The following is a 17,975-nucleotide window of genomic DNA, read 5'->3' as shown; positions in this document are numbered from 1 at the left end:
CTATTCTAACGACGCTGTAGGCATATCACGTTTTGCAACTATAATATGCTCTACATCATTCAAATCAGCGGATGGTTTTACATAAGCTGTTTTTGTTAAACCGTATGGATCTGGCTGAACATCAACAATTTTCCCAATCGCAAGACCTTTTGGGAAGATATCACCAAGTCCAGATGTTACAACTAGTTGATCTTTTTCTACTTTTGCATCAGAGCTAATCTTTGTGAAAAGAAGTAGTTGTTTTTCTTTATCGTAACCTTCAATCAATCCAAAGATATTTTCTTGTCCTTGTACAATAGCAGAAACACGGTTTGTTCGGCTCATAGAACTTAACAACTCTACTGACGATGTAAACTGAGATGCACTTTTTACGCGTCCAACTAAACCTTTCGGAGTTACAACAGCCATATCTTTTTTAATCCCTTGCTGTGCTCCTTTATCAATTGCAACTAAATCGTACCATTTATCGGGATTACGAGAAACCACACTAGCTTGTACTTCCGTATAATCACCACGAGACTTTTCTTTACCAGTTAATTCTCGTAGTTTTTTATTCTCATCCTCTAAATTTTTCACTACTACAGATAAATCTGCGGTAGTATCTAATTTTGCTTTCAGCTTTTTATTCTCTTCATACGTGCGCTTTACATCTTCTACGTTTTCGAAGAATCCGGCAACATAATTCGCTGGCTTTTGGAATACACGTTCTACAACACCGACAGTATCTTTTATAAACTGCTCTGGCCATGATAAACTGTTCCGTTCTTTCAATGAGATTCCAATCAATGCCACGAGAAGAATAATACTAACTAACAAAACAATTAATCTTTTGTTTAAGAAAAACTGTGGCACGTTCACACCCTCTTAATTTCATTGATTTTTATTTTGCAATATTATCGAGCAGCAGTTTTGAAAAGGTCGATATTGTCTAATGCTTTACCCGTTCCAATTGCTACGCAATCTAATGGATCCTCTGCAACAAGAACTGGCATATTTGTTTCTTCACTAATAACTTTATCTAAGTTACGTAGTAATGCCCCCCCACCTGTTAATACGATACCACGGTCCATAATATCCGCTGCTAATTCAGGTGGAGTTTTTTCTAACGTATTTTTAACTGATTCTACAATTGCATCTACTGTATCTTTTAATGCATCTGCAATTTCTTCTGGTTGAATTAGTACTGTTTTTGGTAAACCACTTACTAAATCACGACCGCGAATTTCCATAGGCTCGATACCCTCTGGCTCGCCTGCAGAACCGATTTCTAATTTTAGTGCTTCAGCTGTTCTTTCACCGATCATTAAGTTGTAGCTTTTCTTAATGTACTGAATGATTGAATCGTCCATATCATCACCAGCAACACGAACTGATTGACTTGTTACAATACCACCTAAAGAAATAATTGCAACTTCTGTTGTACCACCACCGATATCAACAACCATACTACCAGTCGGCTCCCAAACAGGTAAGTTTGCACCAATTGCTGCTGCAAATGGCTCTTCGATTGGATAAGCATCACGAGCACCAGCTTGACGAGTCGCATCGATTACCGCACGTCTTTCTACAGCTGTAATACCAGATGGTACGCATACCATTACGTATGGCTTACGTGAGAAGAATCCATTTGATTTTTGAGCTTGTTGAATGTAGTATTTCATCATTATTGCTGTTGTTTCATAATCAGCAATTACACCATCTTTCATAGGGCGAAGTGCCACTACGTTTCCTGGTGTACGACCAATCATTTGTTTTGCATCGCTACCTACCGCAACGATTTGTTTCGTATCAGTTTGTAATGCTACTACTGAAGGTTCACGTAAAACTACACCTTTTCCTTTCACATATACAAGCGTGTTCGCTGTTCCTAAGTCAATTCCAAGATCGCGAGTAAATCCACCAAATCCAAACATATCATTTATCTTCCCTTCTTATTTTCACGGACTCATTTTTCTTACTTTATATTTATAAAAACAGTACGTTTTTTTATATCTGTATCCTTCTTGTAGATAATTTTCTACAAAAAACTCATAAATCACATTATAAAACAAAATAGGTAAAAAGAATAGTCTTAAATATGACCTTTTTCCTTTAAACTCACGAATTTATGGTCACCTATTATGATATGATCAAGCACTTCAATTCCAATAATTCGACCACATTCTACTAGTCGTTTTGTAACTTCAATATCTTCACGGCTCGGCGCCGGATCTCCTGAGGGATGGTTATGAAGACATATAATAGAGGCTGCTGCCCGACGGAACGCTTCTTTAAAAACTTCCCTTGGGTGCACAATCGACGTATTTAAACTTCCAATAAAAATAGTTTGCCTATGTATAACTTGATTTTTCGTATTCAAATATAAACAAACAAAATGCTCCTGTTGCAAAAAACGCATCTCTTCCATCATATAACTCGCACAATCTTCTGGACTTCGAATACTATATCTATTTTGATATTCTAAACGTACCATTCTTCTACCTAATTCAAAAGCAGCCATAAGCTGCGACGCCTTTGCAATCCCAACACCATGAATGCTCATCATCTCTTCTAACGTTGCATCCTTTAACATTCGTAGGCCGTCAAAATGATGTAGAATATTATCTGATAACGTTAACACCGTTTCTTCTTTAGAACCCGTTCTGAGTAAAACTGCAAGAAGTTCTCGATTCGATAAACTTCCTGCTCCTTCTAACAATAAACGCTCCCGTGGCTGTTCTTCTCTCACAACATCACGAATACCGTTCATCTCTCCACCCCTTTTTTTACGATTTCTCCTAAAGAAAACCCCATGCAATTTTACGCATGGGTTACATCGCTATCAAACTGTTTTAGTTCACGGACAAGACGCGCAATTGGCAAGCCAACTACACTGTAGTAGTCCCCTTGAATATGTTGAACAAAAATAGACCCTTTACCTTGAATTCCATAGCTTCCTGCTTTATCAAGCGGTTCCTTCGATGCAACGTATACGTCTATTTCCTCTTCTGTTAATTCCCAAAATGTTACTTCTGTACGTTCATAAAAAGTTACCGTTTTTTCTTTCAATATAATTGCAACACCTGTGTATACTTCGTGTGTTTTCCCCGATAATAATCGTAACATTTCTTTCGCCTCAGCCTCATTAAACGGCTTTCCAAGAATACGTGAATCATATGTAACAATTGTATCTGCACCTAATACAACGTGATCACTATGATTTTCTGCCACAGCAGATGCTTTTTGCAAAGCAAGCGACATAACAATATCAGAAGGTGACAAATATGCACCAATCGTCTCTTCTACTTCACTAACAACGATTTCAAATGGCACATCAGCTAATTCAAGCAGTTCCTTCCTCCTAGGTGATCCTGAAGCTAAAATAATTTTCCTCATATTTTCTCCTTCCCTTCTCGCATGAAGCAGAATAATTCAAATCAATCGTATCAAAGGAATAGTTTCCCCACAAATTCTAGAAATATCATTTTCTCTAAACAAAATAATAGTTCTTTTTAAATACGATTATATTCTGCCCATACAGAAAGCACTTTGCTCTAAATTCAAAAGAAAAGAAAGAAGTATATGTACTTCTTTCTCCTTCATCTTATTATCTTATTATTTTACTTTTTGTGAAACCATTTTTTCGTACGAAAGTAATCCATCAATAATAACTTGATTTAATTTAGCCACAGATCCCTTATCGCTCTTCCCTTCCTTAATCGTTTGCACCGCTATTGACGTATACGTATAAAGCTTCTTCGCATCTTCACGCTTCATACTCTTCCCTTCCTTTTCAATAGCTTTCCACTCTTTTTCAATCGCCTCTACATCTTTTGAATTACTTTTTCCACTAGTTTGTACGCTGGACACATATTTTGTTAAATGAGTATATAATGGCTGCACTTTCGCTAAAAACATTCCTACTTCTTTATCATTTTTGAGCAATGCTGTATCTGTAATATCCCAATTTTTTTTCAAAACTGAAACACCATCTTGCTTATACTGATCTATTAATTGATTAACACCCTGTTCATCGCTCGTAATACCAACAACTAACGCATACTTATCACCACTCGGTTTCAAAGTAGCCACGCCCCCATTACTTTTCCACTCTTTAATAGCAGCCTGTCCTTTTTCTTCAGAGGAATAAAGCCCTCCTTGAACGAAAAATAGTTTCATCGGGTCTAATGACGTTCCTACCTGCGCTTTTTGTTTTTCCTCTTTTGGTGCCGGTGTTTGTTCTGCCGTTCCACCCACCTTTGATTCTTCATTCCCCATCTGCTTCGAAGCTGTTACTTCGCTTCCCCCTGTCGTTCCTTGTCCTTTAAGTACATGCAGCATTCCCATTCCAAACGCCGTACCAATAACAATTGCAGTTGCAACGATTGCAATTATTGTATTACTCCACTTCTTTCGTTTTTTTTCCTTAGACACTAATTTCGCTTTTTGAAACGGAACAACGTTTTTTAGTCTTTCACTTTCTATTACCATCCAGTCAAACTCATCTTTCTTCTTTTCCTCATACTTCGCTTCTGTTCCATTTACTTTCACTGAGATCGTTCGTGATTGCTTGTCCATACACTCACACCTCACCTCTTATCGTTGTCCGCATCATATCATATTCACTTCGCAAAAAAACGAGATATTTGTCAGAGAAATTCGCCAAATAACCCTATATATTTATCTTATATGTATGCATTTGACTTCATTTGTAGAACAAAAAACTAGATAGCAAAGACTATCTAGTTTTTCTCGCGAATATATTTTCGAACTTCAGAAATGAAATAAAGAGAACCTGTTATGATAAAGACATCATTTTCTCCAATCATACCAACTTTTGTATCAATTGCCTCTTTCCAATCTTCAAAAACTAATTTTGACTCTTGTTGTGAATACGATGCAAGCTTGTCAGCAGAAATGGCACGATCAAAGGCAAACGTCGTAAATATTATTTCATCAGCAACTTTTTCTAATTGCCCTACCATGTTATGTAACTGTTTGTCACCAAGAGCAGTAAATAAAACTATTATATTCTTCTTTTTATAATGTGCCTCTACTGTTTTTACAAGACTTTCAATACCTTCTGGATTATGAGCACCATCTATTATAATATCTGGATTACTTTGTAACTTTTCAAATCGACCAATCCAGTAGGCTTCTTGTAAGCCAGCTTTCATTTCCTCTTCATTAATTAAAAATGATAAATATGTTTTTAAATACATGACTGCCATAAGCGCTAGCGCTGCATTGCCTACTTGATGAATACCTTTCATTGAAATCCGAACATTTTCAAATGAGGCGAATGGACAAGCAAAATCAAAATGTTCCCCATCTTCATTAGAATGTTTATGTAATGTTGTAAACTGTTTTCCAAATTCATATAAACTTGCATGATTTTCCTTAGCAACCTTTTGAATTACTTGTAATGCTTCTTCATTTTTCACACCAGTAATAACTGGAACACCAGACTTAATAATTCCTGCCTTTTCATATGCAATTTCTCCTAGTGTATTGCCTAAAATATGCATATGATCGTGACCGATATTCGTAATAATCGTGAGAACCGGATGAATAACATTTGTAGAATCAAATCTTCCCCCAAGCCCCGTTTCAAATAAAACAACATCACAGAAATTAACTTTACCGAAATAACAAATTGCCATTACTGTAATGATTTCAAATTCAGTCGCTTCTCCTAATTCCGTCTCATCTAATTTTTCAACGACTGGCTTTACCATATTTACAAGTTCCGCAATCTCTTCATCTGCAATCGGTATTCCGTTTATACTAATACGTTCATTGAATGTTTCTATGTAAGGCGATGTAAACGTTCCTACTTTATATTTCGCGCCTTCTAACATGTAGCGCATATATGTTAAAGTTGAACCTTTTCCATTTGTGCCGGCAAGATGAACACATTTTATATGACGCTCTGGATTTCCGAGTTCTTCTAACATCCATTGCATTCTTTCTAGTCCTGGTTTTATCCCAAATTTCAATCGGCTATGAATCCAGCTTATCGCTTCTTCGTATGTATGTATCACGTTTGCTATTCCCCTTTCAAAAGACAAACTTCTTAATTCTATTATACGCAAAGAAAAGAGACTCACCAATATAGTGAGTCTCTGAAAAACATTTTATTTTTCAAGATCAGCTAGGCGTTGACGAACCGCTTCGCGTTTTTCTAGATAATCTTGCTCTTTCGCACGCTCTCCGTCAATAACTTCTGCAGGAGCTTTTGCTACGAATCCTTGGTTTGAAAGTTTCTTCTGTACACGTTCTATTTCTTTATCGAACTTCTCAAGTTCTTTTTCAAGACGCGCTTTCTCTTCATCAAGATTGATAAGATCAGCTAACGGTAAGAATAACTCTGCACCTGATACGATTGCAGTCATCGCTTTTTCTGGCGCTTGTAAATCAATCTTAATTGTTAGTTCACTTGGGTTACAGAAACGCTCAATATAAGAACTGTTTTTCGTAAGCTGAGCTAGTACTACCTCGTCTTTTGCTTTAATTTGCATTTGAACTTTTTTGCTCATTGGTGTATTTACTTCCGCACGGATGTTACGAACAGAGCGAATGATATCAACTAGAAGGTGCATTTCTGCTGCCGCTTCTTTATCTTGTAAATCTTCGCGAACTGTTGGCCATGCTGCTACTGTAATAGACTCGCCTTCATGCGGTAAATGCTGCCAAATTTTCTCTGTTACAAATGGCATGAATGGATGTAATAGACGCATTGTTTGGTCTAATACGTAAGCTAAAATAGAACGAGTTGTTTTCTTAGCTGCTTCATCTTCACCGTATAGTGGCAGTTTCGCCATCTCAATGTACCAGTCACAGAAATCATCCCAAATGAAGTTGTATAATGAACGACCAGCTTCACCGAACTCATATTTATCCATGTTACGTGTTACACTTTCGATTGTTTCGTTTAAGCGAGTTAAAATCCACTTATCTGCAACTGATTTTTCACCAGTTAAATCGATTTCTTCATACTTCATGTCATCCATGTTCATTAATACGAAACGTGATGCGTTCCAAATTTTATTAATGAAGTTCCAAGTAGATTCTACTTTTTCCATGCTGAAACGTAAATCTTGACCTGGTGCACTTCCTGTTGATAAGAAATAGCGCATTGCATCTGCACCGTACTTCTCGATAACATCCATTGGATCAATACCGTTACCAAGAGATTTACTCATTTTACGCCCTTGCTCATCACGAACTAAACCGTGAATTAATACATCTTTAAATGGACGCTCTCCTGTAAACTCTAAACCTTGGAAAATCATACGAGATACCCAGAAGAAGATAATGTCATAACCAGTTACTAAAGCATCTGTTGAATAGAACTTTTTAAAGTCTGCTGCATCTTCATTCGGCCAGCCAAGTGTTGAGAATGGCCATAGCGCTGAACTAAACCATGTATCAAGCACGTCATTATCTTGATTCCAGTTTTCAATATCCGCTGGCGCTTCTGTGCCTACGTATACTTCACCAGTTTCTCTATGATACCAAGCTGGAATACGGTGGCCCCACCATAATTGACGAGAAATACACCAGTCATGAATGTTTTCCATCCAGCGTAAGTATGTGTTTTCGAAACGCTCTGGTACGAACGTTACTTTTTCTTCTTCTTTTTGTTGAAGTTTTACCGCTTTTTCTGCAAGTGGAGCCATTTTTACGAACCATTGTGTTGATAAGTAAGGCTCAACAACTGCACCGCTACGCTCACTATGACCTACTGAGTGCATATGAGGCTCAATTTCTACTAATACGCCAGCTTCTTGTAAGTCTTTCACTAACTCTTTACGGCATTCGAAACGATCCATACCGTTGTACTTACCAGCTTTTTCGTTCATTGTTCCATCTTCGTTCATTACTAAAATACGTGGTAAGTCATGACGGTTACCTACTTCAAAGTCATTCGGGTCATGAGCTGGTGTAATTTTTACAACGCCTGTTCCGAAGTCTTTTTCTACGTATTCATCAGCAATAATCGGAATCTCACGGCCTACGATTGGAAGTGTTACTGTTTTTCCGATTAAATGTTTGTAACGATCATCTTCTGGATGAACTGCTACCGCTGTATCACCAAGCATTGTTTCTGGACGAGTAGTTGCAAGGCGAATGTGACCTGAACCGTCTGTTAGCGGATAGTTCATATGGTAGAATGCACCTTGAACTTCTTTATGAATTACTTCAATATCAGAAAGAGCTGTGCGTGTTGCTGGATCCCAGTTGATGATATACTCACCGCGGTAAATTAAGCCTTTTTCATATAATTGAACGAATACTTTATTAACAGCGTTAGATAAACCTTCGTCTAATGTGAAGCGTTCACGAGAATAGTCTAGTCCTAAACCAACTTTCCCCCATTGTTGACGAATGTGAGAAGCGTATTCTTCTTTCCATTCCCAAGCTTTTTCAAGGAATTTCTCACGGCCAAGATCGTAACGTGAAATACCTTCTTCACGAAGTTTCCCTTCTACTTTCGCTTGCGTTGCGATACCAGCATGGTCCATTCCTGGAAGCCATAATACATCATAACCTTGCATACGCTTTGTACGAGTTAAAATATCTTGAAGAGTTGTATCCCAAGCATGACCTAAGTGTAACTTACCAGTTACGTTCGGAGGTGGGATTACAATTGTATATGGTTGTTTCTTCTCGTCTCCTGTTGCTTCGAAATATTTGCCTTCAAGCCACCACTTGTAAAGGCCTTCTTCAACGGACATATGATCATATTTAGTTGGTAAATTCTTTTCCGTGTTTGACATTATTTTCCCTCCTTAAAATAAAAAATGCCCCTCATCCAAAAAAGGACGAGGGACATCGCGGTACCACCTTTATTTACAAACAAATTCAGAATTTGCTTATACTCTTAATTTGATAACGGACAAATCCGTCTTTTCCTAATGAGAACCATTCCGTTCAGAAAAGATGCTCCAGGGCTACCTTCTAACATAACTATCTAGAGAACCTCCCAGCCAATGGTTCCCCTCTCTGAAGACGTTTCATGTTATACTCTTCCCCTTCGTTGCATTTATGTGATTGTTAATTATTATATACAATAGTGTAAAAAACGAAACCTTATTCGTCAAGATAAATTTGAAACTATGACCTTTATCTCTTTATGGAACTAATAAAAAAAGATAAGCAGGGTTCTCCCTACTTATCTTCTTTATCCGTTCCCTTGCTGGGCAGCTTGTAACTGCGAAAGGAAATATTCTGTATTGCTAATGAGCCAATGCGATTGCTGCAGGCTTTTCACCCCGCGAAGCTCATTTTCTTCATTACGACTCTTTCTTCTTTTCGTATACGACTGAATTTGCCGAATAAAATGCGACGGGTACGTCATATACGCAAACATAAGAATCTGCTCCTCTTTCGTAAATGGAAAATTTTTTTGATACATTTGATACCATTCAAAGCGGTCACTCCGCGCAATTGGATATGTGTTTAAAGACCTTGAATAAAAGCTGACGATATCCTGTACCGGTGTAGCAAACTGAGACTTTTCTAAACTAATAAAATAACCGTTTCGTTCATAATCAAATAAAAAGTGATTAAGCGATACATTTCCATGAACGAAAGTAGTACGTGTCGTTTCCTTTTCTTTCATTGCATCATGCCATTCACTTAATTGTTTCGTTGCGAACTCACGTGCTCTCATAGCATGGTGATAATACGTACAATATTGTAATTCAAATGGCGACATATACCACTTCGCTTCAGATTCTACAAGAAACTCTTCTAATATCTCACCATCATTTTCCCAACGTTCGGATATATTTGTATAATGTTTTTCTAAATCTTCTTCTGTATAAGTTTCCTCTTTCACCGTTTTTTGATGCAACGTCCCGAGCGTTTGAAACATCTTATGGTATTGATCATTATCTTCGCCATTTCCTTCCGCACGTTCTAACCAAGGCATTAAATAATAGCTATACGTCCCATCACTTAAAACATAATTCCCGTCCGTCGCATGATAGATAGGTACATAATTCGAAAAACCTTTCTCCTTCAAATATTGAATATGGTGCAAAAAATTATTCCGCTCTAATTTTCTATCTTGTATTTTCTTTAACGCATACGGACCTTGATTCGTATAAATTTTCATTACACTTCCGTGCTCTTCCATATGTTGAGTGTCCAATCTATATTGCCTCACAATGGGTTCATAGCGATTTCGTAATTCAATATCCATACGAATAACCCTTTCTTATTCAAAACATAGCTTCTAGGAAAAGAAAAGAGGTGAGTGAAAAAACTCACTCACTTATTTCGCTGTTGCTTTTGAAACAGGAATATATATAATTTGCCCTGTAGTTAAATATATATCTTCTGATTGATTTACACGATATAAGCTTTGTACAGTCGTTTCATAACGTTCTGCAACAGCTTCAATTGTATCTCCTTCTTGTACGAAGTACATTCTTAACTTCGTAAATTCTTCTTCTGGTTCTTTCGTAAATAATTTCGTTAAATAAAGTGCATTTTCATCTCGCTGTGAATATGCTTCTTCCTCTGGCTCTTCCTGCTTTTTCGCTTTTTCTTTCTTGAAATTTTTCCGCCCGAACAATTCAAATTGTGGCGTCGTTTCTTGCTCCTCTTCACGCTCCACAAGTTCATGTTCTTCTAATTCCTCTTCTTCTATTTCTTGCTCTTTTCTTTCTTCTAACTGAAACGGTTCAAATGCATAATCTTCCCATCCATCTGATTCTTTATAGGCTGGTACCTCTTCGTGCGGCGCAGGTCTACTTTCATCTTCTTCAGCTGAATCAGCTTCCAACTCGGCATACGCCGTCTCTTCCTCTTCATCCTCGTTTCTTTCTTCGTCACATAAACCTGTAATAGATATATCCGCTAATAGTTGTAAGCAACCATTTTCCTTTAATTCATAATCAAATTCCTCGATTGATACATATAATTCTTCAATTACTTTCACTCGATTTCTTGGAATTGATATTTCGAGCGGAAAGGAATGGACAAGCTCATTAACCCCATCTGCCCTTGTTTCTACATAATCAATTGCCTTTGCTGGTGATAGCTCTCTTAATGAATAAGCTGAATCATCTTGCCTTGCAACGTACTCTCCCGTTAAATCTAATTGCCCTCTCACGATAACTTCATGATCGAGCTCCTCTATCTCAACGTCTGGATCTAACGAAATTGACAAAAGTTCTTCGACTTCCTGTCCCTTCTGGAACCAAACAGATTCTTTTAATGAAAATCGTAATGAATGATCTGTTGCCACTTCTTTTCCCCCTCCCAAACTATAGGTCATTACAGATTTATGTTCCCTAAGGCTACTTTATGAATAAAAAAAATCGCTCCCCTAATGGAAAGCGATTTTCTCTAAGAAATTATGCTTTTAATTTTGACATTGCAATTTCGGCCGCCGCAATTGTCGCCTCAATATCTGCATCACTATGTGCTGTCGATAAGAATAAACCTTCAAATTGAGAAGGTGGTAAAAATACACCTTGTTCTACCATTTCACGATAGTAAGCTGCAAAGAATTCTAAGTTTGAAGATTTTGCTGTATCATAATTAATAACTTGCTCATCTGTAAAGAAAATACCAATCATAGAACCTGCACGATTAATGTGATGCGGGATATTATGCTTTTCAGCTGCCTTACGTAGTCCAGCCTCTAACATTTCTGCTTTACGCTCAAATTCCACATATGATTCTGGTGTTAACTGCACTAACGTTTCATAGCCTGCTGTCATTGCAAGTGGATTACCCGATAATGTTCCGGCTTGGTAAATCGGTCCGCTCGGTGCAACTTGGCGCATAATCTCTGCCTTACCACCGTATGCTCCTACCGGCAAGCCACCACCGATTACTTTACCTAAACAAGTTAAATCAGGAGTTACGCCGTAGTAACCTTGTCCACAATTATAAGCAACACGGAATCCAGTCATTACTTCATCAAAAATAAGTAGTGCACCGTTTTGCTCTGTCACTTCACGAAGTCCTTCTAAAAATCCTGGTTGCGGGGGAACAACACCCATATTCCCTGCCACTGGTTCTACAATTATACAAGCGATGTCATCACCGAATTGTTCGAAAGCATATTTTACACTTTCTAAATCGTTGTACGCTACTGTAATCGTATTTTTCGCTACACCTTCTGGTACACCAGGGCTATCTGGTAAACCTAGCGTCGCCACACCAGAACCTGCTTTAATTAATAACGAATCGCCATGACCATGGTAGCAACCAATGAATTTCAAAATTTTGTTACGCCCTGTATAACCTCGAGCTAAACGTAGTGCACTCATTGTCGCTTCTGTTCCAGAGTTAACCATACGTACAATTTCAATTGATGGCACGCGCTCAATAACAAGCTGCGCTAATTTATTTTCAATTTCTGTTGGTGCACCAAAGCTTGTTCCTTTTTCAGCAACAGCTTTTAAAGCCTCAACAACACGGTCGTTCGCATGACCATGAATTAAAGGTCCCCACGATAATACGTAATCGATGTATTCATTCCCATCGATATCATATACTTTAGAGCCTTTTCCGCGCTCCATAAACAGCGGATTCATACCAACAGACTTAAAGGCACGAACAGGGCTATTTACGCCACCAGGCATTAAATTTTGTGCCTCTTCAAACGCCGCAATCGACTTATCGAACTTTTTCATTATTTAGCGCCTCCTTCTTGTAACCATCTTGCTGCATCTTTTGCATGATACGTAATAATCAAGTCTGCTCCTGCGCGTTTCATGCTAATTAATTTCTCAAGTACAACTTCTTTTTCATTAATCCAACCATTTTGCGCTGCTGCTTTAATCATCGAATATTCACCACTTACGTTATAAGCAACGACTGGTAAGTTAAAGTTATTTTTCACATCACGAACGATATCTAAATAAGAAAGAGCTGGCTTTACAATTAAGAAGTCTGCCCCTTCCATTACATCTGATTCTGCTTCACGGAATGCTTCCATACGGTTCGCTGGGTCCATTTGATATGTTTTACGGTCACCGAACTGCGGTGCACCATGTGCTGCATCACGAAACGGTCCGTAAAATGCTGATGAATATTTCACAGCGTACGACATAACTGGTACATGCGCGAAACCATTTTCATCTAATGCATGACGAATTGCTGTTACGAATCCGTCCATCATATTTGATGGTGCAATAATGTCTGCGCCTGCTTTCGCTTGACTTACAGCTGTTTTTGCAAGAACTGCAAGAGACTCATCATTTAAAATAACGCCATCTTCTATAACACCGCAATGACCATGGCTTGTGAATTGACATAAACATGTATCTGCAACTACTACTAGCTCTGGGAACTCATCTTTAATTTGCTTAATTGCACGCTGTACAATTCCATGCTCACAATATGCCGATGATCCAACTTCGTCCTTTTCAACAGGTAAACCAAATACAATAACAGAACGAATACCTAAATCAACGACCTCTTGCATTTCAGCTTGCAATAAGTCTAAAGACATTTGATATACGCCTGGCATAGAAGGAACTTCATTACGAGTATTTTCTCCTTCTAATACAAAAATAGGGTAAATAAAATCTTCTGTATGTAAAAATGTTTCACGCACAAGTGCACGCATGCCCCCGCTTTGTCTTAGACGACGATGACGATTAAATTGTAAAGAATTCATAGATTTCTATCCCCATTCTTTTATTTTATCCCGCTATTTGCGGGCAGTAAGACCCCCACCTCAAAATTCGGCTGGAGCAAAGAAGTTAGGCGGGAGATCAACTGCCCGTAAACGCCCGATTGGTGAGGGCTAATAATCAGTGGGGGATGAACAAAACCCCCACTGATTAAAGTTTCACTTTATAGATTCACAAATGCATTGTAGTAATGCTTCTACAGTGTACTCTTTCGGCACAATAACATGTGGAAAATAAAGGAGCGCCTCTTTTTCCGTAATAGGCCCTATACAAGCAATTGTACATTTTTTCGTCCATTCTCTCCAGTTTGTACCCTCAAGTAAACGAACAAAACTATCAACAGTTGAAGGGCTCGTAAATGTAATAATATTTACTTCCCCTAATTTCAATGCTGTTATAAGTTCTTGTTTTTTCTCTACATTCACCTTCGTACCATATACGATTAGCTCATCTAGAAAAACACCAAACTCCCTAAGTTTAACCGGGATTACATCTCTTGCTAAATTCCCTTTCGGAAATAAAATACGCTCGTTTCCACTTAATTCTTTTAGAAACTCTTCGGCAAATGTTTCTGCAACAAATGAGGTCGGAACAAAATGAACTTGATAGCCCCTTTTTTCTAACTCTAATTTTGTTTTCACGCCTACCGCAGCGATTTTAATAGTTAATGGTATTTTTGTTTCTAAACCATCTAGAAAAAAAGCTACACCATTTTTACTCGTAAAAATAACCCAGTCATACGAATGTAGTTGCCTTGTTATACGTTGAATTTGCCTATGAGATGTGCCTTCCATACGCAAAAGCGGAATTTCCAATGGAATTCCGCTCCTTTCTTTCACTGCTACACTCATTTGTTTCGCTTGATGCTGGGCACGTGTAACCAATACTATTTTGCCAGCGAGAGCATCCATATTTATTGTTGCTCCTTATTTGCAGCAAGAATGAGCTCTTTTGCTCCTTGTTTAATTAAACGGTCCGCAGCCTCTAATCCTACTTGCTTCGGATCAGTGCCTACTACTATTTCTTTCAATAAAACAGAACCGTCCATAGAACCGACAAGCGCTGTTAATTCGATTGCATCATTTTCTTTAAGAGTTGCATATCCAGCGATTGGAACTTGGCATCCACCTTCAAGTTTATGAAGAAATACTCGTTCAGCAGCCACTGTTCTTTCTGTTACTGCATCATTAATATGTGCTAACAACTGAAGTAAATCCTTATCATCCTCACGACATTCAATTGCTAACGCACCTTGTCCTACGGCTGGTACACATAACGTTTCATCTAAATGTTCTGTAATAACTTCTCCGTCCCAGCCCATTCTCTGTAATCCAGCTGTCGCTAAAATAATTGCATCGTAATCTTCATCTTTTAACTTACGTAAGCGTGTATCGATATTCCCACGAATCCATTTCACTTGTAAATCTGGTCTCGCAGCTAGTAATTGTGCACTACGTCTCAAACTACTCGTCCCTAAGATCGCGCCTTCTGCTAAGTCTTTAAACGATTCTCCGTTTTTAGAAATAAAAGCATCACGAGGGTCAACGCGCTTTGGCGTACAACCAATCGTTAATCCATCTGGAAGTACAGCTGGCATATCTTTCATACTATGTACAGCCATATCAATTTCTTTCGTAAGTAACGCATGTTCAATTTCCTTTACAAATAAACCTTTTCCGCCTACTTTTGAAAGAGTAACATCTAAAATAACATCACCTTTTGTGACGATTTCTTTCACTTCAAATTCATATGGTAAACCAAGCGCTTTTAATTGATCGATAAACCAATTTGTTTGTGTTAATGCTAGTTTACTCTTTCTTGAACCTACAATAATTTTGCGCATAATTCTCTCTCCTCATTATAAATACCAAAAGTGGAAATTAGATAAACTGCTTAATAGAAAAATGTTAACTAGCATTACGAGAAATGCCCCGATATTCCACAGCACAATTTTCTTACCCTGCAACACATCTGCCGCTCGTAAATATAAGCCCGCACAATATACAAATAGAACGACAAAAGACCCGATTACTTTCGTATCATACCAATGGAAATTATCCAATTTTGTATATCCCCATATGCATCCTAATATAATTGCTAATAAGAAAAACGGAACAGAAAATAAATTTAATCCGTAAGACATAGATTCAAGCTTCGGCAAATTCCCTAACCTTCTTAATCTCGCATTCCATTTTTTCTTTTTTAATAGCCGATATTGCAATAAATACATAATAGAAAAAATAAACGATACAGTAAACGTTGCATAAGAAATAATCGCCATACCGACATGCACGTATACAAGTTCTGAAACTAATTGCTCTGCAAGTACTGGCGACATCTTTCCGAGCGGTGTAAAAATAGAAAAAGCGCTTACGCCAAATGCTACAACATTTGTAAAAAAGACTAAAAAGTCAATGCGCATAAATCGATTAATGACTAATGACATCGTAATCAATAACCAAACATAAAAATAAATCCCTGACAATAAAGTTAAAATAGGATTCGTTTCTGAATCTGTAGCCCTAAGCAACATAAAGATAGACTGCAATACCCATACAATCGAAAGTAACCAAAAAGCAAATCGGTTCGCCTTTCGGTTACTTTGAAAATAATCTATAAAATATAAACTAATGCTACAAGCATATAAAATAATTGCAATATGATAAATAATACTGTTATTTAAAAAACTCATCCGATCATCCTTCCAAGTTATAAAGATGGAACGGATGGTGTCCACGCTCTTTTATGTTCTACTTCTTCCGTATTTCCCGCTTCTTCCACTTCTAAATCAAAAATCTTCGCAAATAAAGCTAATTTTTCGCCAGCTCCCTCTTCAGCAGCTAATTCTTTAGCTACTAAAATTGGGTCTTTTAACAATTGATTAATAATACTTTTCGTATGTTTACTAATTACTTTTTTCTCACGATTACTAAGGTTTGGTATTTTTCGCTCAAGACTTTCCATCGTGTCACTTTGAATTGCTAGCGCTTTATCACGAAGAGCCGATATTAACGGTACAACACCAAGCGTACTTAACCACGTTTTAAATAAAACCATTTCCTCTTCAATCATAAATTGAATTTTCTCTGCTTCTTTTAAACGTTCAGCACGGTTTGCTTCAACTACACCTTGCAGATCGTCGATATCATATAAGAAAGAGCCTTCTAATTCATCAATCGCAGGATCAATATCACGTGGTACTGCAATATCAACCATAAATAACGGACGACCAGAGCGCATTCTCTCTACTTTCGTCATCATCTCTTTCGTAATGACATATTCTGATGCACCCGTTGAACTAATTAAAATATCCGCTTCTAATAATGCACATTGCAATTCACTTAAAGGCTTTGCATGTCCCATATATTTCTCAGCCATCACTTCCGCTTTCGTAAGCGTCCTATTCATAACTGTTACTTTACGAGCACCGCTTCCGTATAAGTTTTGCAGTGCAAGTTCACCCATCTTACCAGCACCAAGAATAAGTACATGACAATCTGTTAAATCGCCAAATATTTTCTTTCCGAGCTCAACAGCAGCATAACTAACAGACATCGCACTTTCACCAATCGTTGTTTCTGAGTGCGCACGTTTTGCTAACGTAACCACTTGCTTAAACAACTCATTAAAAATTGTACCTGTCGCTTTTACTTGTTGCGCTTCTAAAAAGCTATCTTTTATTTGACCTAAAATTTGCGTTTCTCCAACAACCATAGAATCTAGACCGCACGTTACGCGGAATAAATGATCTATTGCGCCATCTTGTTCAAAAATAGACAAGTATGGTGCGACTTCTTCTATTTCAAGCTGAAACCAATCAGCTAAAAACTTCTTAATGTAATACCGTCCCGTGTGTAATTGATCGACAACAGCGTAAATCTCAGTGCGATTACAAGTTGATACAATGACATTTTCTAGTACGCTCTTTTGGTTTTGTAATGTAGTCATTGCTTGCTCTAGCTCTGCTGCCTGAAATGTGAGTTTCTCACGAAATTCTACAGGGGCTGTTCGATAATTTACACTAACAACAAGAATATGCACGCAGCATGTCCCCCTTCACCCGTTTTATCACTTTATCTACTATCATAATACAACTTTCCTCTTATGAATCTGACAATCGTGTGAACAACTGATTATTTTTTCTCCATATGTAATAAAGGAGCTTCAGTAAGATTAATAAAGAACTCTCTACTTTATAATGATTATAAAATAATAACTCTATTTGTACGTTACCAAAAAAAGTCCTCATAATCAAGTGATGGAAACTATTCCATATTAATTATAACATCATCTTTTCTATCTTCTTTCATCATGAAGGAAAATATGTAT

At 37.6% G+C, this 17,975-nt stretch carries 15 protein-coding genes and 1 other annotated feature; all 15 genes read right to left on the bottom strand.

Translation table 11 applies throughout. From position 1 onward, the window contains the following. The 15 genes from mreC to hemA all read right to left on the bottom strand — a co-directional run bounded on the left by mreC (nt 1) and on the right by hemA (nt 17,687). Nucleotides 1–852, bottom strand: a complete 852-nt coding sequence (gene mreC / locus AB3X48_RS00525; protein ID WP_002160359.1) for a rod shape-determining protein MreC — start codon at nt 850–852, stop codon at nt 1–3. A gap of 41 nt (nt 853–893) precedes the next feature. Continuing rightward, on the bottom strand, nt 894–1,913 hold the full coding sequence (mreB, locus tag AB3X48_RS00520; RefSeq protein WP_002015369.1) for a cell shape-determining protein MreB: 1,020 nt from the start codon (nt 1,911–1,913) through the stop codon (nt 894–896). A gap of 158 nt (nt 1,914–2,071) precedes the next feature. Continuing rightward, nucleotides 2,072–2,749: a DNA repair protein RadC gene (radC, locus tag AB3X48_RS00515; protein ID WP_002015368.1), complete on the bottom strand. Its 678-nt coding sequence runs from the start codon at nt 2,747–2,749 to the stop codon at nt 2,072–2,074. A gap of 50 nt (nt 2,750–2,799) precedes the next feature. Next, nucleotides 2,800–3,375: a Maf family protein gene (locus tag AB3X48_RS00510; RefSeq protein WP_016106239.1), complete on the bottom strand. Its 576-nt coding sequence runs from the start codon at nt 3,373–3,375 to the stop codon at nt 2,800–2,802. A gap of 219 nt (nt 3,376–3,594) precedes the next feature. Continuing rightward, the gene (locus AB3X48_RS00505) at nt 3,595–4,557 is read right to left on the bottom strand and encodes a hypothetical protein (RefSeq protein WP_016106240.1); all 963 of its coding nucleotides are present in this window, start codon (nt 4,555–4,557) and stop codon (nt 3,595–3,597) included. Nucleotides 4,558–4,721: 164 nt separating this feature from the next. Beyond that, on the bottom strand, nt 4,722–6,023 hold the full coding sequence (locus tag AB3X48_RS00500) for a bifunctional folylpolyglutamate synthase/dihydrofolate synthase (protein WP_016106241.1): 1,302 nt from the start codon (nt 6,021–6,023) through the stop codon (nt 4,722–4,724). Between the two features lie 93 nt (nt 6,024–6,116). Further along, nucleotides 6,117–8,762, bottom strand: a complete 2,646-nt coding sequence (locus AB3X48_RS00495; RefSeq protein WP_367958524.1) for a valine--tRNA ligase — start codon at nt 8,760–8,762, stop codon at nt 6,117–6,119. 38 nt (nt 8,763–8,800) lie between these two features. Continuing rightward, nucleotides 8,801–9,032: a binding site (T-box leader), on the bottom strand. A 134-nt stretch (nt 9,033–9,166) separates the two neighbouring features. Then, nucleotides 9,167–10,192: a spore coat protein YsxE gene (gene ysxE / locus AB3X48_RS00490; RefSeq protein ID WP_016106243.1), complete on the bottom strand. Its 1,026-nt coding sequence runs from the start codon at nt 10,190–10,192 to the stop codon at nt 9,167–9,169. Nucleotides 10,193–10,264: 72 nt separating this feature from the next. Then, a complete protein-coding gene (spoVID, locus tag AB3X48_RS00485; RefSeq protein WP_195743226.1) occupies nt 10,265–11,272 on the bottom strand; it encodes a stage VI sporulation protein D in 1,008 nt (335 codons plus the stop codon). Between the two features lie 79 nt (nt 11,273–11,351). Continuing rightward, nucleotides 11,352–12,641 carry a glutamate-1-semialdehyde 2,1-aminomutase gene (gene hemL / locus AB3X48_RS00480; RefSeq protein WP_002112056.1) on the bottom strand — a complete coding sequence of 430 codons (1,290 nt, stop codon included), beginning with the start codon at nt 12,639–12,641 and terminating at the stop codon, nt 11,352–11,354. Then, nucleotides 12,641–13,630, bottom strand: a complete 990-nt coding sequence (gene hemB / locus AB3X48_RS00475) for a porphobilinogen synthase (protein ID WP_367958521.1) — start codon at nt 13,628–13,630, stop codon at nt 12,641–12,643. The genes hemL and hemB overlap by 1 nt, the downstream gene beginning before the upstream one ends. Nucleotides 13,631–13,804: 174 nt before the next feature. Continuing rightward, on the bottom strand, nt 13,805–14,557 hold the full coding sequence (gene hemD, locus AB3X48_RS00470) for a uroporphyrinogen-III synthase (RefSeq protein WP_016106246.1): 753 nt from the start codon (nt 14,555–14,557) through the stop codon (nt 13,805–13,807). Between the two features lie 2 nt (nt 14,558–14,559). Next, nucleotides 14,560–15,489, bottom strand: coding sequence for a hydroxymethylbilane synthase (gene hemC, locus AB3X48_RS00465; RefSeq protein WP_002199254.1), 930 nt, complete (start codon nt 15,487–15,489; stop codon nt 14,560–14,562). Nucleotides 15,490–15,504: 15 nt separating this feature from the next. Then, nucleotides 15,505–16,338, bottom strand: a complete 834-nt coding sequence (locus AB3X48_RS00460; RefSeq protein WP_002112062.1) for a cytochrome c biogenesis protein — start codon at nt 16,336–16,338, stop codon at nt 15,505–15,507. A gap of 17 nt (nt 16,339–16,355) precedes the next feature. After that, a complete protein-coding gene (hemA, locus tag AB3X48_RS00455; protein WP_002160352.1) occupies nt 16,356–17,687 on the bottom strand; it encodes a glutamyl-tRNA reductase in 1,332 nt (443 codons plus the stop codon). Nucleotides 17,688–17,975 lie beyond the last annotated feature (288 nt).

This window comes from Bacillus sp. S4, from assembly GCF_040838205.1.
GTDB classification, from domain to species: Bacteria; Bacillota; Bacilli; order Bacillales; family Bacillaceae_G; genus Bacillus_A; species Bacillus_A cereus_U.
The sequence above is the reverse complement of the archived record's forward strand: the minus strand, read 5'-3'. Positions and strand labels throughout refer to the sequence as shown.